Here is a 20,266-nt window from a genome sequence, read left to right as displayed (position 1 = left end):
GGTTAATGCAAAAGGGTTCTAATGTAATCTGCAAAATGCTTTTCTTCGACAGGCCTTACGGGAACAGGGGCAATTTCGGGCCTTTGAGTGTGAAGCATATCCAGTAATTCTTCAAATGATTGGTAAACGCCAAGCCCGGCTGTACCGAAATAGCTACGGGCGGCATGGGTGTTTGTTAAAAGCGGCAGCCCGGCTAACAACATTTCGGGGATGCGAGTGAGCGCGCCGCTGGATGGCGCCTGGTGAACAACGCCGTAATCGCAAATGGCAACAAGGGAGGCCAGCTTTTCTTCGTTAACGCTGCCCCAGATCCTGATGTTTTTATCGGGAAACATATTATTCAATTGCTCCGAGCCAAAGCCGACAACGTTGATAACAAGACTTGTTTTTTGCCTGATGTAGTTTAGCAATTCTACATAACCATCAAGCGTAGGCTTGTTGTAATACGTGCCAAGCAGCAAAATTTCCTTTGCTGTTTGTGGAGCCGTATATGATGTTTGTTTTTGTGCCCTTATGGCTAAGAGATACTCTTCAGTTTTTTTCGCAGGATAATAGGGGAGGTAGTCCGAGTTTATCCCCGTGTTGGAAAGGAGCCAGTTTTCTTCCCTGGAAATGGTAAACGTTTTTTTGCAATATCCCAGGTATTTCAGTTCTTCCATGAGCCAATTAGGCGATTCTTTTGAGGAGAACACGCTTTTTGACCCCGCAACCAACGATTCAATATTATGCGGCAGGGCAACTACCGGCACATGATGCTTGTACAGTATTTCGGCAAGCAGTAAATTGTACCCAACCGTTGATTCCCAAATAACAAGGCCGGGCTTTTGTTTTTTCACAAAAGCCTCAAACATTTTAAGGTAACGGCCTATAGCGTACTTGTTTTTATTGGCGGTAGGCAAATGTTTGGTGTATTGAAGCCCTTTTAAATAAACGGGTAGCTTATTGGTGATGACTGCCGAATTGGAAAAGTCTGGCTCTTTATAAGTTAACCCCGCATCCTTCAAAATTTCGTCTATCTGCGCTGTCCGTTTGTTGCCACCATGCCCAAACGCGTCAGCCTCAAAATGTGAATGCTTAAAAATATCAGACATGTTTGGCGTTGGTTGTTGCAGCTAACTGCAAATTGAGTTTTCTTATTTTTTTCACCTCGTGAGAAGCCGTTGACAACTGGTAACCGGCAATAAGGTATATTATATCCGACTCAAAGCTGCTTTTCCATTTGGCGCTTAAACCGCTTAATATGTACCGCGAAATGCTGCACAACAGCAATTGCTGCCTGCTGAACCAGGGCAATGAGTTGATTTTTATTTGGCGGGTGTACAGATCCAGGATCTTTTTTTCGTAATCGTAACCTTTAAATAGCTTGTCGCGGTACTCCTCGGTAAGGCGGCCGGGCGGGATGTAATGTTTATAGGTGAGCGCCTCATCATAAAATAAGGTATGCCCAGCCAGCAGGATCCTCAGACAAAATTCTACGTCCTCACCGCGCGCCAGGGTATCACCATTAGGGCCGGTTAAAAACGAGGGGAAATCTAAATATGTTTTGTAGTAGAGCTGTTTCCGGAAAACCATCCCCGCTCCCCACAGATACCCCTTTTTGGAAATATCACCGGTAACGGAATTTTGCCCGCCTACGGCGTAACCGTGCTGGTATTGGGTAAACCAGGCGGGTAAATCCCCGTCAGAAACAGCAACTCCCCGGCCACCTGCCGCACCTATGGCCGGATTGATGTGCATCCTGTGGAACGCCTTGCTTACGTAATCATCAGATAGCCAGTTGTCATCGTCGCATATTAGTATATAGTCGTACGCTGCTGCCGCTATTCCTGTGTGTAATGCGTTGTTTTTCCCGGCTTTTGGTTCGGTAAGTATCGTAAAATTGATATCTGCTTTGCCGAGATCTTTCCACAACTGGCTTGCAAGGGCGGCAGTGTTATCATCAGAGGCATTGTCAACCACTATTATCTCCCAGCTGAGATCTACGGGCACCTGCTGTGCAGAAAGATGTTTTAAAGTTGCAGGCAAACGCCCTGCGCTGTTATAACAACATATTAATACGGATACACCTGCGGGCAAAATTTAAGCTTGAATAGGAGGGATTATAGAGGTTGGTTACCGGGCAACAGCAGCGATAACAAATTGGATCTTTCGGCGGCAGTCAGGAAATACGACTTTTTGAGCTGTGAATTGCTCTCATCAATTTTGGTGTCAATAGCGCTTTTACCCTGCGTTAGTGTTGTGATCAGGGCTATGAGGGAGTTGAGATCGGGGCACATACCGGCGGTTTTCGGCATATCGCCAATCAGTTTTTTATCCCCGTTGAGGAATATGGCCCGCAGGCCCAGATCTATACTTTCGATGGCAGAATAGCCAACAAATGCGCCCACAGTATAATTTAAAAAATAGCCCTGCTTAACATCTTCTGGTAATTGGGCAAGTGGAATAGCTTTCATAGTAAAACCGATGTGGCTTTCTACATCTAACAAATTGGCTAAATGCACAATGTTTTGATAGATGCTTTGCTTATGCACGCCACCAATAAAAAGCACTTTAAAATCTGTAATGCCGGCACTTTTTAGTTTATAAGCCACATAAACCAGGTCGAGGAAGGAGTTTTTATCGTCATCTATCCTGGCAACAAGGTTAATTTGTATCATGGCCGCCCAGGAAAAGTTTAAACACGGTTATTTTAGCTTTTAACAGGTCCAGGCCGTATTGGCTTTGCATTTCGGTCGCCTGGTATTTATTGATGCAAACTATGGTGTCGTTCCCGTTGCCAAAATACTCCGCAGAATAGGGGAACTTACGGTCGACAAATTGAATGGCATTATTTACGTTCCAAAAAAAGCGCCGATTGTGATTTATGCCATGGTACACTTTGTCGAGGTTGTATAAGCCGATCACATGAATGCTTTTATAAAGTTTGCGCGCAAAATATCTCAGCCTGATTATCCATATAACAGATTGCAGCATCTGCATCGGTGAGCGAAAGTTTTTGATCAGGCTGATGCGGGTGCGCACCACTTTAACATTCATTTGTTCGTAAATGGGATCGTAATGTTCGCGGTCGTAACTATCCAATATCAGTATCACAGGCTCCAGGTTGTTTGCCCTTGCAAAACCAACTACTTCGTAAAGCAGTTTTTCGGCACCGCCGATGCGTAACAAGTTGCTTACAATTAATATTTTATTCATAAAACGACCGTACCGTGCTGCAAATGCATTGTACGTCTTCTATAGCCATGCCGGGGTTCATAGGCAGGCTTAGGCTGGTTGCAGCTAATTCTTCGGCAATAGGGTAATCGCCTTGTTTGTAACCAAGCCCTCCGTAAGCTTTTTGCAAATGAGCCGGGATAGGGTAGTGGATTGCCGTTGCAATGCCTTTGTTTTTTAAGAATGCCCGCAAGTCGTCGCGGCGGGTGGTGCGTATTACGTACAAATGGTACACATGGCTGGCCCCTGTAGCAGTAACCGGCAATACCAGGCCATTAATATCGGTCAATTGCTCGCTATAAACCCGCGCAATTCGCTGCCGCTCGGCAGTCCATTGCGCCAGATATTTTAGCTTTATGGTTAAGAAGGCGGCTTGCACCTCGTCCAGTCGGGAGTTTAGCCCTACAATTTCGTGATGGTATTTCTCCGAAGAGCCATAGTTGCGCAGCAAACGTGCGTTTTTATCAAGCTCAGCGTTATTGGTAGTTAACGCGCCGCCATCACCAAGGGCACCAAAATTTTTGGTGGGGTAAAAGCTGGTTGCATTAATATCCCCGAAGCTACCGGTAAGCTGCCCGTTGTAGGTTGCCGCGTGAGCCTGGGCGTTATCTTCAATCACAGCTAAATTGTGTTTGATGGCTATTGCCATTATTTTATCCATCTCGCAAGGTTGCCCGTAAAGATGAACCGGGATAATGGCTTTTGTTTTGCCGGTTATGGCAGCCTCTATTTTGTTTGGATCGATGTTGTAGGTGGCCTTGTCGGGTTCAACAGGTACAATGGTTGCCCCCGCATAAGATACCGCCAGCCAGGTAGCTATGAAGGTATTAGTAGGTACAATTACTTCGTCGCCCGGGCCAATATTGAGCGTTTTTAGGGCGATGTGCAGCGCATCGAGCCCGTTGGCCACGCCTATGCAATGCGCCGTGCTGTTGAAGGCGGCATAGGCCGATTCAAATTGGGTAAGCTTATCCCCCAATATATACCATTGCGATTCCAGAAAATCGTCAAAAACTTGCTTTATTTCCGCCCTGATGAGTTCGGTTGTGGCATCAAAGGAAAAGAAGGGGATATTTTTAGTAGCCTGCATTAATTAAATGTAATTACCGTAGCGCACCAGGAGTAGCCAACGCCAAAACCGGCAAGCAGCCACTTGGTACCCGGCGCGGTGTCTTTTTCTTTTAAAGCTTCGGCAAGGGCAATAGGTATGGTTGATGATACCGTATTAGCAAATTGCCGCATATTGATATAAAAGTTCTCGGGGGCTATGTCCAGCTTTTTGCGCAGGTGGGTAAGCATATATTGATTAGCCTGGTGAAAAATATATTGGCTGATGCCTGTTTTTTCTACCCGGTTTTTTATTAAAGTTTCTTCTACAAGCGGTGGGACAGCCTCTGAGGTAAACGAGAATATGGCCGGGCCATCCATGTGCAAATTAGCATCGGACGATACATTACCAAATTCGTCATTCACGAGGCCTGTGTTTTTTGCCGGGTGACGTATCGCACCTTGTTTCACCATCAGGTTATTGGCACCGGCACCGTTTGTGCCCAGCACAAATTCGCCAATTTCGGCATAACCGTTGGTGCTTATTAGCGTTGCAGCAGCGCCATCGCCAAAGATGGTGCGGTTGCTTTTATCGCTGGGGTGGATGAATTTTGTGTAGGTTTCTGATGTGAGCAGCAGGATATTACCCGCTATGCCTGCCGCAATAAGTCCTTTTGCGAGTGCCAGGCCATAAGTATAGCCGGAACATCCGAGGTTAAAATCCAGCGCGCCTGCGTTTACGGGGATATTTAATTTATCCTGTAGAATGCAGGCGGTAGTGGGCAAAAAGTAATCGGGGCTTTGGGTACAGTACAATACAAAATCAATTTCGCCCGGTTTAATGCCGTGCTCGGCAAACAAATTATTGGCGGCTGCTATGGCCATGTCTGATGCAAATTCATCATCGGCGGCAATGTGCCGTGTTTCTATCCCAATTTTGGATGCTATCTTTTCCACCCCCCATTCAGGAAACAGGGCAGAAAGTTCCTGATTGCTCAATTCCTTTTGCGGTAGGTAATAGGAAATTGCTTTTATGAAAGCGGGCATCTTATTGAATAGTAAAACCTCCGTCAAGTATTAACGAAATCCCGGTAACCCATTTGCTTGCATCAGATAATAAATAAATCACTCCATTAGCCACGTCTAAGGGTTCGCCGTACCCAAGTGGGTAATTCTTCTCGTCTTGTTCTATTTGCTCTGTAGAAAATACGGTAGCATTATCAAGCATGCCGGTTTTAACCATTGCCGGCGACACATTATTTACCCTTATTTTTTGTGCTGCAAGCTCCACAGCTATGACTTTTTGCATGGCGTTTATTGCACCTTTTGATGCGCTGTACATTGAATTTCCCTTGGTGCCGGTAAAATTACCTGCTATGGAGGATATAAATACCACAGAGCAGCCTTTATTTAGCTTCTTTTTACGAAGGAGTTTATTGAGCAATAATACAGGAGCATAAAAATTTGCCTGCATCATGTTATCGAGGGCCAAATGCGAAGCAAATTTAAAAGGGAGCGTTTGCACAATACCGGATGATAATACAAGCCCATCTAAGTTTGGCGAGGCATCCACAAGCACATCTAATTCTGACTCGTTAGTTAGGTCCGCAGTATTATGGGTATGCCCGGCGCGTGGCAAAAGCTGCAACGTTTCGTTTAGCCTCTCAGTGTTTCTCCCCGAAATATATAATGACGCGCCCATACCGGCGGTAGAAATTGCAATTTGCCTGCCAATGCCTGATGATGCACCAGTTACTAGTATCGTTTTATTTTCTAACGAAAACGGATTATCCATAATATAACAGATCGGGAATAACGAGATTTTCTGTATTACATTGCATTGTTGCCCATGAAAGCCCAACGCCAAAACCGCATGCAACTATGCTGTTTTTCCCGTTTTTTAATTCCATGGCAGTTTGGGTAACCATGGTTAAAGGTATGCTTGCGCTGCTTGTGTTACCGAAGTCTTTTAAAGAAAGCGGTGCTTTTTCCTCCGGAAGCTGCAGCTTTTTGCGGATGCGCTCATTCATCATGAGGTTTGCCTGGTGAAAGTAAAAGTAGTCGATACTGTCTTTCTCCAGCCCGAACTTTTCAATGAGTAATTTAACAGTTTCCGGTGCTTTTGATATCCCGAATGAAAAAACGTCCATTCCGTCTAATGCAAGTTCCAGGTTATTGCGGCTAATGCCTTCAGAAACGGTGTTTCGGTCTAAAGAACTTTGCGTTGTTTGATTGCGGTAACCACCATCTTTTATAATTATAGACTCGAAACCTGCTCCGTCAGTTCCCAAATGGAATTTTATCCCGCCGTCGCCGTCAGCGTACTCCAGTGCGAGGGCAGTTCCAGCATCGCCAAAAAGGGGATAACTGCTTTTATCTTCAGATGAACAAGTCATGGAGGATGTATCGCCCGTTAGCAATAAAGCTTTTTTAATGGCGCCCGATTGCATATAACCGGCAATGGTGCTTAAGCCGTAAACAAAGCCCGAGCAACCTAAAGAGATATCTAAGGTAAGGCACTCGGTTGAAATCCCCAACCGGTTCTGCAGTATACAGGATGTGGCAGGTAGTATATAATCGGGTGTTTGCGATACAAATATCAGCCCTTCAATTTCGCTTTTATCCCACTTTAAATCGGCAATCAATTTTTCGGCAGCTGCAAAACAGAGGTCAGATGTACAGGTGCCGGGTGCTATAATATGGCGCCTTTGCACCCCTGTGTTTTTTATTAGTTTTTCGAGGTCAGAAGCAGGAATGTTTATTATGTCTATATTTTCTTCAATGGCTTTGGGCACGCATGCCGCAACCCCTTTTATAACAACATTTCTTATATCTAAAAAAGCCATCTTTAGCTGTTTATCCTTGAGGCTACAATGTCATAAACTTCCTGGATGGTTGATGATTTTCTCACATCATCTCCCGTTAACCTAACCGAATAGCTATCGTCAACCATGGCTATTACCGATAATGCGGTCATAGAACTCCACTCTTCGTTTTCCTTAAATTTAGTATCCGGGCCGAATCCGTCCGTTTCTATTTCGTCGTACTGGTCGGCAAACTCCACTATAAATTTTTCTATATCCATCTCAATTATATATCTGATTGTATAATGCTTGTTAAAAACTTACTTTTTTGCTCGTACGCGGCTCTATCCATCACAAAATAAACATTTAACTCGTCTTCACCTATCAATTTGGCAAACCTTTTATGATAGCGCAATACTTTTTTATTGTTTTTTCGCACATCAAAAAAGCAATCATCCAGATGAAGCATTTCATGCGCCAAAAATCCGATAAACAAATCAGATTTTAAGCCCACAAATTCATTGCAGCCTGGTTTAATGAGCCAACTGCCACTGGTAAAGCTCTTATCCTTTATATCGTACAGCCTAAAAACGCCAAGAGGCTGCTGCTTATCATCCTCAAATAAAACGTAGTAATCTATCCCGGCTTTTTCGCGCTCTTTGTAGTTCCTTATCCAGTCAATTTGCTTCTGCAAGTTGTTGTCTGTTGCCGATAAATGTTTTGCCCGGCCCTCATCAGTACGTAAGCTCAAAATAAACGCTGCATCGCTTTCTTCTACCAACCTAAAGACTAAGCCGTATTTATGAAGAGGGAACTGCACTTATGTTAATTTATATTGTTTAAAACCCTCATAGTCCCGTAGATAATCCTGTTCATCATAAAGCTCCGAGGCCAGCACCAGGCAAATAGCGCCCGAGGAAAAGTTAGAAATATCGCGCCAGATGCCGGGCTTTACATGCAGGCCTGCGTATGGCCTGTTTAACTGGATTGTTTTTTTGTTTAGACCATCATCCAAATGTACATCAAAACTGCCGCTTGCGGCTATAATTACCTGCTCTAATTCTTTGTGTCCGTGCGCGGCGCGCGATTCGCCACCCGGGATGTCGTATAAATAATATATCCGTTTTACAGCAAAGGGGATATGCACATTGTTTTCAACCGGGGTAATATTGCCGGCACGGTTGTGTATCCGCGGCAACTGCATAATATTACAATCGAAAACGGTTGTTTTAACTCCCGGCATTGCGTTTTTGTACAAACTCATCAAAGTTGCGGATGTAGGCATCTGCCGCGTATTTTTTATCTGCCAGTATAAGGGCGAGGGAATTGGTGGAGAAATTCTCCAGTTCGCGCCACATCATTTTTGGGATGTATAAGCCATAGTACGATCTGTTTAGATGGAACCGTAGCTCTTTTGTGCCATCGTGTAATACTACATCAAAGCTTCCGCTTAATGCCACAATAAACTCCTGCAGATCGCTGTAGGCATGCCCACCTCTGCATTCGCCGCCGGGTACGTCATATATCCAATACGTGCGTTCTATCTTAAACGGAATATGGTTGCCTTCTTCTATAAACGATAGGTTACCCCGGTCGTCCAATATCTTTGGCAGTTGTATTATCTCAGGACTTAACATGGGTGGTAGCCGGCTCAAAATTAACCTTGTATTGTATGTTAGGCAGTATTACGCCCGGTGTTAGCGCGCTGTTGCTGCCGGCGCTTTCGTTTAAAACTTCAAACCGTATAAAATCATTCGCGGAGAATAATTCATAACGCTGGTTCTCACCAAAAATGATCTTAAACGCGTACCGGCCCGCATTTAGCAGATTAGCTGGCAACATACCCCTAACGGTATACATACCCTGTTTGGAATCATTGTTAGTACTTATCAGCACTCCCTGGTGAAAAACGATAACTTCATCATCATTTTTTAACTCAAAAGTAGCGTCTAAATTTATGTTAGCTTTTTGATTGTAAAACGTCAGTGTAAAATAGGCCCCGGTTGATATGGAAATAACCTCGCCGTTTATTGGCTCAACTTTAAAGCTTTTTATGCGGATAGTATCGTTACCAGGCGCGGTATCCAGGTTGGCTTTATGGTCAAAATGAGAGGGGAGGTCGTTATTTAACTGGTAAAAGTTAACAGCCTCAAGCTGTTTGCCTCCAAATGTTAATTGGCCATTTGTTAATACTATCCCTTGTGTACAAAGCGATTTGATGGCCGCCATATTGTGGCTTACAAACAAAACTGTACGGCCTTCGCCTTTGCTTACCTCGCCAATTTTACCCAGACATTTCTTTTGAAATTCGGCGTCGCCTACGGCAAGCACCTCGTCAATGATCAGGATCTCTGATTCGAGGTGAGCAGCTACCGCAAATGCCAGTCTTACATACATGCCCGATGAGTAGCGTTTCACCGGCGTGTTGATGTATCTTTCCACGCCGGAGAACTCAACAATTTCATCAAATTTCTTTTTGATCTCGGCCTTCCGCATGCCCAATATGGCCCCGTTAAGATATATGTTTTCGGTGCCCGTAAGTTCGGGATGGAAACCGGTACCTACTTCCAGCAGACTTGCAACACGCCCCTTCATTTTTACAGTACCTGTTGTAGGGGCGGTGGTTCTGCTTAATATTTTAAGTAAGGTGCTTTTGCCGGCGCCGTTTCGGCCAATGATACCTACGGCGCTGCCTTGTTCAATTTCAAAGTCGATGTCTTTTAAACTCCAAACCACACTGCTTGTTCCCGTGGTTGTACGGTCGTTTATTTCACCAATTTTTAAAAAGGGGTCTTCTTTACCTCTTAGGCGTGCCCAATAACGTTCTATATCGCGCGATATGGTGCCTGTACCAAAAGAACCCAGTTGATAAGCCTTTGATAAATTTTGAACCTGTATCACTTTAGGCATTGCGAAACAATATGGTGAGATTTAATATAACAGGCATCTAACTATCCAATAGGTACCGCAGGTTATTGATATAGCTTTCTTCGCTAAAATATTGCAGGCAATTTTTTTGCAGGTAGCTGCGCTGGGTTACGGTTAGCGGGTTTGTTAAATATTCAGATATCCGGCGCCCAAGCTCCTCGTTATCATCCGGGTCAATGGCTGTACCCAATTCCCCATTGCGTATAGCATCAACACTGCCATCGGCATTACCGCACAATACCGGCAGGCCACAGGCTAATGCTTCTATAAATACGATGCCGAACCCCTCCTTTTTGCTTGGCAGTACAAACAGATCGGCCAGCAGAAAATGATCTACCAGTTCTGCCTCATCAATAAAGCCGGTAAGGATCACATTATCGCTAACGTCATGCTTTCTGATGAGTTCTTTAACGCGTACCCCCTCCCGCTCATCGTACTTGCCGGAAAGAATGTACTTAATGCCCGGAAACTGGTGTTTTAATGCCCCTACGGCAGTTATCACATTTTCGTACCCTTTATACTTTTCTGTTGATGCCAAGCGTGTAAGCGTGAAGATAACCGGGTTGGCGGTTGTTATACCATACCTTTTTAGCAGGTTATCAGGCTTTGTAAATATGCCCGGGCGTTTTATAAATGGATCGATAGCGTTGTTTAATATCACACATTTATCCGCGTTTGCGTTGTGAAGCGTAACCAACTTGTGCTTTGTGAATTGGCTTACGCAAATTATTTTATCGCAATATTTTAAAAGGAGCCTTTTTTGAAAGCTTAGCGGGCGCCAAACCTCAATACCATGGGCTATAAGCCAAACGTTGCATTTGGGGTTTAATAATTTTGCTAAAATGCCAACAACTGCAAAGTTAATATGGCTTAAAATAAGGGTGTCGTTATTTTTTGTGTAAAAGAGGGTACGCCAAATAAAGCTGCTTTTGTTTTTATTGAAGCCTTTAAAGTTTTGCGCCGGCAGGTATTGCGGGAGCAGGTCATCGTCTGAATCATATAACGATAACAGTTTTAGCGCCCAGTTATTTTTTTGACAGATGTGGTGTAACGAATGCGCGAGCGTACGGGCCATTTTTTGTATGCCGCCCGTTGCGCTAAAGGTTTGTAGTGTTAAAAGAATAACCTTTTTAGGCATGCTTTTGTATTTGATAGAGTGCGTATGCTTTAGACCAGTGCAATTGGCCTTTCTTAAAATTCTGAATTACCTTTTTTGCAAACGCGCCGTGATAAAAACTTTCGTCGGCAATGCTTTTGGTGTTTTTCATCCATAGCTGCAGGGGGAAAGTAAAGCCCATTTTTGGCCGGTTCCAAATAGCGGTGGGCAGTACGTTTTTAAAGCTATTTATTAACAGCTGTTTTGGCCTGCCGTTGTTGAACCGCAATTTAGGATCTACCTGTTGGGTAAACGCCACAAAATCTTCATCTAAAAACGGCACCCTTACCTCCAGCCCGTGGCTCATGCTCATTACATCGGTATCTCGCAGTAGCTGGTTTTGCATATACAGGTTAGTTTCAAACCACGATGCATGCAGCCCATCGTAAGCCCCCAATTGTGGTATTGTGGTTGCGCCAAAAAGGATATCCTGCAATTGCTGTTCGCTTATATCAACAATTTTGGCAATATCTGCAGGGGCAAATAATCCTCGCAGAAACAAATAATCTGCTACCGGATGCTCGTGGGCCAGATATGCTATTCGTTTATAATTGTTTAGCGCCAGCAAGCTGGTTTTTGATAAAAGCGTTTTAGGGAACTTTCTGAGATATTTAACAATATTGATTCTGCTGAACGAAGGGTAGCCGCCGTAAAGTTCGTCGGCGCCTACGCCGGATAGCACAGCTTTTAACCCGTCATCATGCGCGTACTTGCTGATGAACCAGGAGTTGATGCCGTCGGTTGTTGGCATATCCATAGCGCTCATAATTTGAGGCAGGTAATCCTCAAAATCTTGCTCTTTAACCAGGTGCTTAAAATTTTCGCCGTTTATACTGCCCAATACCGCGTTTTGAAATATACGCTCATCGTATGCCTTTTCGTCAAAATATATCGAAATGGTTTTAAGTTCCTGTTCTTTGTTAGCGTTTGCCAATAACGATAAGATGGAGGAATCGATGCCCCCGCTTAAAAACACGCCGATGGGGGCGTCAGACACCAGTTGCCGCGTAACCGCGTTTTGTAAACTTTCTCTTATCCCGGCCTGGGCAATGATTATATCGCTTATACTATTACGCGCGGCCGGTTCGGTATAGTTAACTATAGTATAGCTTTTGTTTTTTTGCCAGCACAGATAATGGCCTTTTTGCAGGCTAAGCACATTTTTTAGGGTGGTGTAGGGCTCTGGTATATGCCCATAGGCCAAGAGCCATACCGGCCATCGTTCATCGGCATCGTTTGTTATGCCTGCTGCCTTAAACGCTTTTATTTCTGATGCAAAAACCAGCTCACTGTTCGTGGTTGAGTAATAAAGCGGCTTTATTCCGCCGGAATCGCGCACCAGGTAAACTTCTGCCTTAAGCACATCGTAAAGTGCAAAGGCAAACATCCCCCTAAGTTTATTAAACGATGCGGTGCCCCAGTATAAATAGGCTTGTAAAATAACCTCGGTATCCGTTTCTGAGGTGAAAGTCACCCCTGATTTTTGCAGGCTATATTTTAATTCGCGGTAATTGTATATCTCTCCGTTAAAAGTTATCCAGGCCTTTTGCCCATTGGCTGCCATTGGCTGGTGCCCGTTTTTGCTCAGATCAATTATCGAAAGCCGGCGGTGGCCAAAGCCAAGCCCTGCGGTGGCATCTTCAAAAAAGCCGGCATCATCGGGCCCACCGTGCTCCATAGCGTTACACATAGTAGTTACATGCCGCTTTACTTGTTCGCTGCCTAACTTATCTGATACTATCCCTGCTATTCTACACATACGCCATTTGGGCACAGCTTCGCCCGGTAAGTCACATGGTTTATTTGTAACTTATTGATAATAATATATTTATCGTTCAATAAATATTATTTTTATTGAACTGGTGGTATTAATTTAAAACCTGTTAATAAACGATGCTGCCACATTTACGATAATGGAACAACCAAGGCTATCTAATCGCAATAATAATTGTTTTTGCGAACGGTATGCTATCATTTCGCCCGTTAAACCTTTTAATGGCCCGGCTTTTATTTTTATTTTTTCTCCTGGTTGTAGGTTTTCCTCTGTAACTTCCAGCTCCAGGGAGCTTGCCATTAGTAATTGCAGGTCTTCTATTTGTTTATCGGGCATCGAGGTTATCCTGCCCGAAAAATATATAAAGCGCGCTATTCCTTTGGTCATCAGCACTTCGGCCTGGTCGTGCTCTGCAATGCGCACAAAAAGGTACGATTTAATCAGCGGCTCTTCCACCCACTTTTTTCTATCGCTCCATTGTTTTAAGCGCTTTTGAAGGGGCAAATATGCCTCAACTCCTTTGTTTGTAAGGGTGTCATAAGCTTTTTTTTCCGCACGCGGGTGAGTGTATACCGGGTACCATCGTAGCTTCCCGGTATCTTTATCTAAAGCCATTCCTTTAAAAAAACTTATAACTTAAACCAACGTTTTAAACTCCACCACTTTTTCTTTTCGTCGTCTACATAGTAGCCAGATGCTTCGTATCCGCCGCTATAATCAGAATAGTAATAGTATCTTGTGCTATAATCACCTGTAAATTTGGTGGTGTAATACCTCGAATGTAACAGATCTTCGGCAAAAGCGTTTAATACGATCACCGTATTGTCCAGGTGGTATTCCTGCGCGATGCGCTGCGGGATAGTTGCCGAATAATATTTTGATTTTCCGGACCGGATAACAAATATATTGATATCGCTCATCCGTATTAATGGGATTGCATCTGACACCAACCCTATTGGTGCCGTATCTATCATGATCACATCGTATTTTAAGCTCAGGTCGCGGATGAGCTCTTTCATCCTTTCGGTATGCAATAACTCCGAAGGGTTTGGCGGCACCGGGCCCGACACGATAAAATCCAGATTCTCCTGTTGGGAGTGCAGAATAATATCGCTTAGCGATGTTTGATGAGAAAGATAATTGCTCAGCCCGTTATCGTTAGGTACTTTAAAAGTTTTATGAAGTTTAGAACGGCGAAGGTCACCGGCAATTAAAATTACCTTTTTATCAATTAATGATAATGTACTGGATAGGTTTACGGCAACAAAAGATTTTCCTTCGCCAGCCACTTCGGATGTTATACAAATTACCTTGCTCGCTTTTTCTGACGATAAGAAATTTAAATTGGTACGCACCGAACGTACGGATTCGGCAAAGATGGATTTCGGCTTGCTTATGGCCAGTATTTGGCTATTATCTTCATCAATGGCCTCGGGGAATTTTCTAATAACGCCTATAATTGGTATGGTGGTAAGGCTTTCAATAGTTTCTTTATCGTAAATAAAAGGGTTCAGTATCCTGATGAGGATGATGAGCCCAAGGCCCACCGCCAAACCAAATATAATTGCCGATCTGCGATTATCATGCACATTTGGCGAAACGGGGGAGTAATTTGGTTGCGCCTGCTCTAAAATAGTGGCCCCAGGCAAAATACCCGATCGCGTTATCTGCGCCTCTAATTTCTTTTCTGATAAAAACGAATACACCTTTTCGTTTATTTCAAAATCGCGTCTCAGGCTTATCATATCCCGTTCCGCACCCGGTAAAATCGAGATCTGCTGATTTACCTGCGATAGCTGTGCCGACAGGAAATCATAACTACGCTTAGTGTTGATGTATGATGAGTTTAAAATATTTAAGGCTGTGTTTTTTACCTGTAAAATACCCCTGTTAATATCCTGTATGGGCTGCGAATTGTAATTGTAAGTTTTTAGGAGTTCTGTACGTTGTGCAAGGTAACCATCTAATTTTGTTATCAGCAGTGCCAGGCCCGGGTCTATCTGGCCGCCTCCCGCGTCGAAATTAAGATTAACATCGTTTTTCTCTTTACTTATTTTTTGCTTAACGTCATCTATTGCCAAAAGCTGAAATTTTAGAATAGATTGCTGCGACTCTATGTCCTTTGCTTTACTCAATGCGGCATCGGCAGCAGCGCTAACTTCCATCAGCCTGTTCTTCTCCCTGAAGTTTTTTATAGATTTTTCTGATCCTTTTACCTCGTTAGAAAGGTATTTTAGCTGATCATCAATAAAGTTGATCATTTGGGTGGCCGATTGCGTTTTACGGCTACGATCGAAAATTAAGTACTCTTTCATTACCGCGTTAAGTACATCCGCGGCAAACTGCGGGTTGGCATCAGTCATTTGCAGTGCCAGTATGTTAGAGTTTTTAACGGTTTCGCTGGCCCGAAGGCCCCCGCGTACCCTGCCTACAAAATCTTCTGGTACATTAAATTTAAAAAGAAAAACCGCCTTTTTGTTAATGTCGCCCGGGAACCTGATAATGATGGTTGTAGGCCCTATATTAACCGGGTTGTTGTACAAATAATTCTTTGATACATCTTTACCGTTTAACTTGTAGGTGAGGTTGTAGGTAGCGTTGTTTACCGGCCTGAATGATACAATATCCCGGTAAAAATTAAGGCTGTCGAACAGTAATTTTTCAATGGAAAGGGGCTTTTGCGGGTATAATTCACTTGTGCGCACCCTGCCTTCCACATAAAAACTAATGGGGTAATTGAGGTCGTTTATGGCGCTTAATATAACCGGCTGGCTTTGTATAACCGAGGTTTCGCTTTGTATCCTGGACGGGCCCCGATCAGAACTGTTAAGGATATTAGAAAGATCGGCAATTTCCGATTTTTTTTCCTCCAGCTTCATATAGCCCCCCGTGGCGTAAGTTTTAGGGGTATACCATAAATAAATGTTAGACCAGATCAAAAAAACAGCCAAAGAACCCGCCACCCAGTACCATCGGCTTATCAGTATTTTGCCGATCTTAAAATAATCAATTTCCTGGTTAGGTAACTTTTTCTGAATATTTTCGGTTTCTTCCATTTATAACCGCTTAAGCGTAAAGATAATTAAAACTGTACTAAGCAATAACGTTATAGGTTGAATAATAGTTGATAGGGTTAGGAATTTATCATTCCGTACTGCGCGTTTATTTTGTGAAACATAAATAACGTCTCCGTTTTGCAAAAAAGTTCTTGGGTCTGATATCGAATTAATGTTTCCAAGATCTATCTCCGTTGTTGTTTTAATTTGCCCATCCGTCCGAATTATTTTGATATTGCTTTCGTTGGCATTGGGTGTTAGGCCACCTGCCTGCCCAATAAGTTCTACCAGTGTGGTATTATCTTTAAGCAATGGGAAATTACCCGGCGACGCCACTTCTCCAAATAAACTAACTTTCAAATTGGTGATCTTTAGCTCAATGATAGGGTCTTTAAGTAATTCTTTACGGTAAAGGGCCTCTATTTTTTTTGTCGCTTCTACGCGGGTCAATCCGCTGACGGGGACATGCCCTAACGCCGGGAGTGCTACCGTTCCATCTTCGTCAACTTCAAAAGTTTGGCCTTGTGAAGCCGTGCCACCGCTACTTAAACCTGAAACCGAAGTTGGTAATTCATCAACAATGTATTTGATGTTTTGCAGGTTTTTTATCTGTAGCTGGTCTCGTGGTTGTATGCGGTAACTGTTTTTTAAAGTGAGGCTCTGCAGGCGCAAACTATCGTTTACGGTATTGGACGCACTTTTATTTTGAAAAAGCACGTGGTTTTGCTTGTATGAGCACGAACTTATAAAAATGACCGTTGAAACTATACAAATGAAGTATAAAACACGCATAAATTTAGCTGCCGGTATGGTTAATAATTAGGCTGCGATTTCAAAAATACATATTTTACGTTTAAATAACTGTATTTTTCCAACGTGCACGAATTAAAAATATCCATAATTACGGTTTGCTATAATGCCGAAAGTACCATCGAAAGATGCATACAGTCGGTTATTAACCAGTATTACAGTAATATAGAATACATTATTATAGATGGCGGCTCTTCTGATGCCACAACCGGCATCATTGACAGATACAAGGGCCAAATCCAACGTGTAGTTTCTGAACCCGACAAAGGGATGTACGATGCCATGAATAAAGGTATTGCCATGGCAACCGGGCAAGTTGTTGGGATGTTAAATGCCGACGATGTTTTTACAGATAATAGCGTGGCTGGAACTATTGCCGCGGCATTTGCCGAAAACGGCAACGATATATTATATGCTGATCTGAATTATTTAAAACCAAACGGGAATGTTTTGCGTAAATGGAGATCAGGGCAGTACAGAACAGGGATGTTTAATAAAGGTTGGATGCCTCCCCACCCAACTTTTTATTGTAAAAGGAGCTTATACGACCGGTTTGGTATTTATAGCCTCGATTTTGGTACCGCAGCTGATTATGAATTGATGCTAAGATTTATTCATGTAAAAAAAGCATCAGTTTTTTACCTCGCAAGGGTAGTTGTTAACATGAATACGGGCGGTGTTAGTAACAATAGCTATCTGGGGCGTATTAAAGTATTATTTTTGGACTTGAAGGCAATGTATAAGCATGATGTACAATTGCCTCCCATAGCCTTACTATATAAGCGTTTAAGTAAGATAAGGCAATTTTTTTAATTATAAAAAAAATATTTTATATTTGCGCACTCGCAGTCATATAGTGTCCCCCTTCACAACATATAAATGCCAGCATATTTAAATACGTATTACATATACTACATTTTTATAGTACTGTTTTCAGTTCTGATAACACTGCTGTCTATTCCCTCAATTTTACATGTTGCCCGTACCCGCCACCTTTATGATGATGTTGGCCATTTTCGTAAACAGCATGATCATGGTATCCCGCGATTGGGCGGCGTGGCCATTTTCGCCAGTTTTACCATAACGCTGCTGCTTTTTAGCATGGTTGATAAAAGCCTGCCGATAAGCTATTTACTTACATCGAGCATTGTGTTGTTTGCAATGGGGTTAAAGGATGATCTTTCGGGCGTTAACTCAAGTACAAAGTTTTTAATACAGTTTTTTGTAGCGGCTATACTGGTTTTACTTGGCGATATCCGCTTTACCAGCATGTATGGCATTTTTGGGGTTTACGAAATTAGCTATGTGGTAAGCGCCATCATATCCATACTGTTTATTATGCTTATTGTGAACGCATTTAACCTGATAGACGGGATAGACGGGCTGGCCGGCACTACCTGCGTTGTGGTGAACGGTACATTCACGTTATTGTTTATGTACATGAAACATTATGAGCTTGCAGCAATTTCGCTGGCCATAGTGGGCGCCGTAATTGGCTTTTTACGATACAACCTTACGCCGGCAAAAATATTTATGGGCGATACCGGCTCGTTGTTAATTGGCTTGATATCAGCTATTATGGCGGTAAAATTTATCGAGGTAAATAAGTTTACGGGCCACAGTTCGCCTGCAATTTTTTCTGCCCCTGCTTTGGCCTTCGCCATTCTTATTGGGCCAATATTCGATACTTTACGGGTGTTTATTCTTCGTATATCAAAAGGGATCTCACCGTTCACAGCAGATCGTAACCATATACACCACCGAGTGTTAAGGTTAGGTTTTACCCACATGCAAACAACGCTGATATTGGTGGGCTTAAACATTATTACCATTGTAATGGTACTGCTGTTTAGCCAAATAGGCAATTTTGGCCTAATGGCGCTTATCTTTTTAAATTCACTGGTGTTTAACTGGGGTATTACAATTTGCCTGCGCACTAAAGAGCGTGAGGGTTTCGCTTTCCGCAACCTGTTTGCGTAAAATGACGCTGCGCAACTTTTCTCAATTTTAATTTTATTTAGTTTTGCACTCTTAATTTATAATTATGAGGATCGCAATAAACGGTTTCGGGCGTATTGGGCGTGTTTTTTTACGTACCATCCTCCTGAAAGAAAATATAGAGGTTGTTGCCATAAACGATCTTGCAGACACCCAAACGCTGGCCCATCTTTTTAAGTACGATTCCGTACACCGCGGGTTTAAAGGCACCGTTACCTCATCCGGAGATAACCTGGTTGTTAATGGCCGCGTCATAAAAGCTTACCAGGAAAAAGACCCTGCAAACTTACCGTGGGGCGAATTAAATATCGACCTGGTGATAGAATCTACCGGTAAATTCATCTCTGCCGAAGGCGCAGGCAAACACCTTACAGCCGGTGCAAAGCAGGTGATCATTTCTGCCCCGCCTGCTGATAAAAGCGTGCCAACCGTAGTGTTAGGTGTTAACGATGATACTGTTGACCTTGCATCGCCGATCCTCTCCAACGCATCCTGTACAACCAACAACGTGGCTGCTATGGTAAAAATACTGGACGATAACTGGGGGATAACCGATGGCTATATCACCACCGTACACTCCATGACGGGCGACCAAAACCTACACGATGCCCCGCATAAAGATCTCCGCAGGGCAAGGGCGGCATCAGCATCCATCATTCCAACAACAACAGGCGCTGCAAAAGCTATCACCAATATTTTCCCGCACCTCGAAGGGCGACTTGGCGGTGCCGGGATCCGTGTACCGGTATTGAACGGCTCGTTAACGGATTTTACCTGTAGTTTAAAAGAGATCCCTACGGTAACCGAAATAAACACCGCGTTTAAAGTTGCCGCGGATGGCCCGATGAAGACCATACTGGAATATACCGAAGATCCCATCGTGTCAACAGATATTTTGGATAACCCGCACAGCTGCATTTTTGATGCGCAGCTCACATCGGTAGTTGGCGGCTTGGTAAAAGTAGTTGGCTGGTACGACAACGAGATGGGGTACTCCAGCCGCCTGGCAGACCTGGTAGAAAAAATAAATCTGCTTTCTAAATGATAAAGTTTATCGCCGCAGAAGATGTGCTGCCACTGCGTAACGAAGTTTTACGCGAAGGGAAGTTGACGCTGGACGAATGCCGTTTTTTAAATGATGACGCCGAAGAGTCTTTCCATTTGGGTTATTATGTAGAAGAGGAGCTGGCTTGCATAGCATCCTTTCACCCTCAAAATTATGAAGGCTATCCGGGTAAAGCTTACCAGCTCCGCGGAATGGCAACCGCACCCGCTCATCGGGGCAAGGGAATAGGCAACCGGCTGGTTAATTTCGCTATTACTTACCTGCGTGGGCAAAAGGTTAATTACATGTGGTGCAACGCGCGCAAAGTAGCCGTAGCCTTTTATATGGGTACCGGTTTTGAGGTGATCTCGCCTGTATTTGAGGTGCCCGGTATAGGGCCGCATTATGTAATGTATGTTAAGATACAATGAAGTT

The 20,266-nt window shown here is 43.5% G+C and carries 22 protein-coding genes; 4 read left to right on the top strand and 18 right to left on the bottom strand.

Features of this window, described 5'->3' with window-relative positions; translation table 11 throughout:
• Window positions 1-2 precede the first annotated feature (2 nt).
• The 18 genes from EPL05_RS01985 to EPL05_RS01900 form a co-directional block, all read right to left on the bottom strand.
• Window positions 3-1,091: a glycosyltransferase family protein gene (locus EPL05_RS01985; protein ID WP_128531833.1), complete on the bottom strand. Its 1,089-nt coding sequence runs from the start codon at window positions 1,089-1,091 to the stop codon at window positions 3-5.
• Window positions 1,084-2,076: a glycosyltransferase gene (locus EPL05_RS01980; protein ID WP_166727610.1), complete on the bottom strand. Its 993-nt coding sequence runs from the start codon at window positions 2,074-2,076 to the stop codon at window positions 1,084-1,086. The genes EPL05_RS01985 and EPL05_RS01980 overlap by 8 nt, the downstream gene beginning before the upstream one ends.
• A 23-nt stretch (window positions 2,077-2,099) precedes the next feature.
• Window positions 2,100-2,657: a hypothetical protein gene (locus EPL05_RS01975; RefSeq protein ID WP_128531831.1), complete on the bottom strand. Its 558-nt coding sequence runs from the start codon at window positions 2,655-2,657 to the stop codon at window positions 2,100-2,102.
• On the bottom strand, window positions 2,644-3,195 hold the full coding sequence (locus EPL05_RS01970; protein ID WP_128531830.1) for a glycosyltransferase family protein: 552 nt from the start codon (window positions 3,193-3,195) through the stop codon (window positions 2,644-2,646). Before EPL05_RS01970 ends, EPL05_RS01975 begins: the two co-directional genes overlap by 14 nt.
• Complete coding sequence (locus EPL05_RS01965; protein ID WP_128531829.1) at window positions 3,188-4,303, bottom strand: DegT/DnrJ/EryC1/StrS family aminotransferase; 1,116 nt, start codon at window positions 4,301-4,303, stop codon at window positions 3,188-3,190. The genes EPL05_RS01970 and EPL05_RS01965 overlap by 8 nt, the downstream gene beginning before the upstream one ends.
• Window positions 4,303-5,307: a ketoacyl-ACP synthase III gene (locus EPL05_RS01960; RefSeq protein WP_128531828.1), complete on the bottom strand. Its 1,005-nt coding sequence runs from the start codon at window positions 5,305-5,307 to the stop codon at window positions 4,303-4,305. Before EPL05_RS01960 ends, EPL05_RS01965 begins: the two co-directional genes overlap by 1 nt.
• Window position 5,308: 1 nt before the next feature.
• Window positions 5,309-6,055 (bottom strand): SDR family NAD(P)-dependent oxidoreductase, encoded by a 747-nt coding sequence (locus EPL05_RS01955; RefSeq protein ID WP_128531827.1) that lies wholly within the window; start codon window positions 6,053-6,055, stop codon window positions 5,309-5,311.
• Entirely contained in the window at window positions 6,048-7,106 is a 1,059-nt protein-coding gene (locus EPL05_RS01950; RefSeq protein ID WP_128531826.1) for a 3-oxoacyl-ACP synthase III family protein, read from the bottom strand. The genes EPL05_RS01955 and EPL05_RS01950 overlap by 8 nt, the downstream gene beginning before the upstream one ends.
• Window positions 7,107-7,108: 2 nt before the next feature.
• Window positions 7,109-7,345: an acyl carrier protein gene (locus tag EPL05_RS01945; RefSeq protein WP_128531825.1), complete on the bottom strand. Its 237-nt coding sequence runs from the start codon at window positions 7,343-7,345 to the stop codon at window positions 7,109-7,111.
• 5 nt (window positions 7,346-7,350) lie between these two features.
• On the bottom strand, window positions 7,351-7,884 hold the full coding sequence (locus tag EPL05_RS01940; RefSeq protein ID WP_128531824.1) for a GNAT family N-acetyltransferase: 534 nt from the start codon (window positions 7,882-7,884) through the stop codon (window positions 7,351-7,353).
• Entirely contained in the window at window positions 7,885-8,328 is a 444-nt protein-coding gene (locus EPL05_RS01935) for a sugar 3,4-ketoisomerase (RefSeq protein ID WP_166727609.1), read from the bottom strand. It abuts the gene before it with no gap.
• Entirely contained in the window at window positions 8,294-8,701 is a 408-nt protein-coding gene (locus tag EPL05_RS01930; RefSeq protein ID WP_128531822.1) for a sugar 3,4-ketoisomerase, read from the bottom strand. Before EPL05_RS01930 ends, EPL05_RS01935 begins: the two co-directional genes overlap by 35 nt.
• A complete protein-coding gene (locus tag EPL05_RS01925; protein ID WP_128531821.1) occupies window positions 8,688-9,974 on the bottom strand; it encodes an ABC transporter ATP-binding protein in 1,287 nt (428 codons plus the stop codon). Before EPL05_RS01925 ends, EPL05_RS01930 begins: the two co-directional genes overlap by 14 nt.
• Before the next feature lie 37 nt (window positions 9,975-10,011).
• The gene (locus EPL05_RS01920) at window positions 10,012-11,130 is read right to left on the bottom strand and encodes a glycosyltransferase family 4 protein (RefSeq protein WP_128531820.1); all 1,119 of its coding nucleotides are present in this window, start codon (window positions 11,128-11,130) and stop codon (window positions 10,012-10,014) included.
• A complete protein-coding gene (gene asnB / locus EPL05_RS01915; RefSeq protein ID WP_128531819.1) occupies window positions 11,123-12,907 on the bottom strand; it encodes an asparagine synthase (glutamine-hydrolyzing) in 1,785 nt (594 codons plus the stop codon). Before asnB ends, EPL05_RS01920 begins: the two co-directional genes overlap by 8 nt.
• Window positions 12,908-13,021: 114 nt before the next feature.
• Window positions 13,022-13,537: a UpxY family transcription antiterminator gene (locus EPL05_RS01910; protein ID WP_128531818.1), complete on the bottom strand. Its 516-nt coding sequence runs from the start codon at window positions 13,535-13,537 to the stop codon at window positions 13,022-13,024.
• A gap of 14 nt (window positions 13,538-13,551) precedes the next feature.
• Window positions 13,552-15,978, bottom strand: a complete 2,427-nt coding sequence (locus tag EPL05_RS01905) for a polysaccharide biosynthesis tyrosine autokinase (protein ID WP_128531817.1) — start codon at window positions 15,976-15,978, stop codon at window positions 13,552-13,554.
• Window positions 15,979-16,695 carry a polysaccharide biosynthesis/export family protein gene (locus EPL05_RS01900; RefSeq protein ID WP_166727608.1) on the bottom strand — a complete coding sequence of 239 codons (717 nt, stop codon included), beginning with the start codon at window positions 16,693-16,695 and terminating at the stop codon, window positions 15,979-15,981.
• A 159-nt stretch (window positions 16,696-16,854) separates the two neighbouring features.
• Between EPL05_RS01900 and EPL05_RS01895 the strand changes: the two genes are divergently transcribed.
• From EPL05_RS01895 to EPL05_RS01880, 4 genes are all read left to right on the top strand, one after another.
• On the top strand, window positions 16,855-17,601 hold the full coding sequence (locus tag EPL05_RS01895) for a glycosyltransferase family 2 protein (protein ID WP_128531815.1): 747 nt from the start codon (window positions 16,855-16,857) through the stop codon (window positions 17,599-17,601).
• Window positions 17,602-17,667: 66 nt separating this feature from the next.
• Window positions 17,668-18,768 carry an MraY family glycosyltransferase gene (locus EPL05_RS01890; protein WP_128531814.1) on the top strand — a complete coding sequence of 367 codons (1,101 nt, stop codon included), beginning with the start codon at window positions 17,668-17,670 and terminating at the stop codon, window positions 18,766-18,768.
• A 64-nt stretch (window positions 18,769-18,832) separates the two neighbouring features.
• Entirely contained in the window at window positions 18,833-19,831 is a 999-nt protein-coding gene (gene gap, locus EPL05_RS01885) for a type I glyceraldehyde-3-phosphate dehydrogenase (protein WP_208394649.1), read from the top strand.
• Window positions 19,828-20,262 (top strand): GNAT family N-acetyltransferase, encoded by a 435-nt coding sequence (locus EPL05_RS01880; protein WP_128531812.1) that lies wholly within the window; start codon window positions 19,828-19,830, stop codon window positions 20,260-20,262. Before gap ends, EPL05_RS01880 begins: the two co-directional genes overlap by 4 nt.
• The last annotated feature ends 4 nt before the right edge of the window (window positions 20,263-20,266 follow it).

The organism is Mucilaginibacter gilvus, from assembly GCF_004054195.1.
GTDB classification, from domain to species: domain Bacteria; phylum Bacteroidota; class Bacteroidia; order Sphingobacteriales; family Sphingobacteriaceae; genus Mucilaginibacter; species Mucilaginibacter gilvus.
Note: the sequence above shows the minus strand (reverse complement) of the source record. Positions and strands in the feature narration are given on the sequence as shown.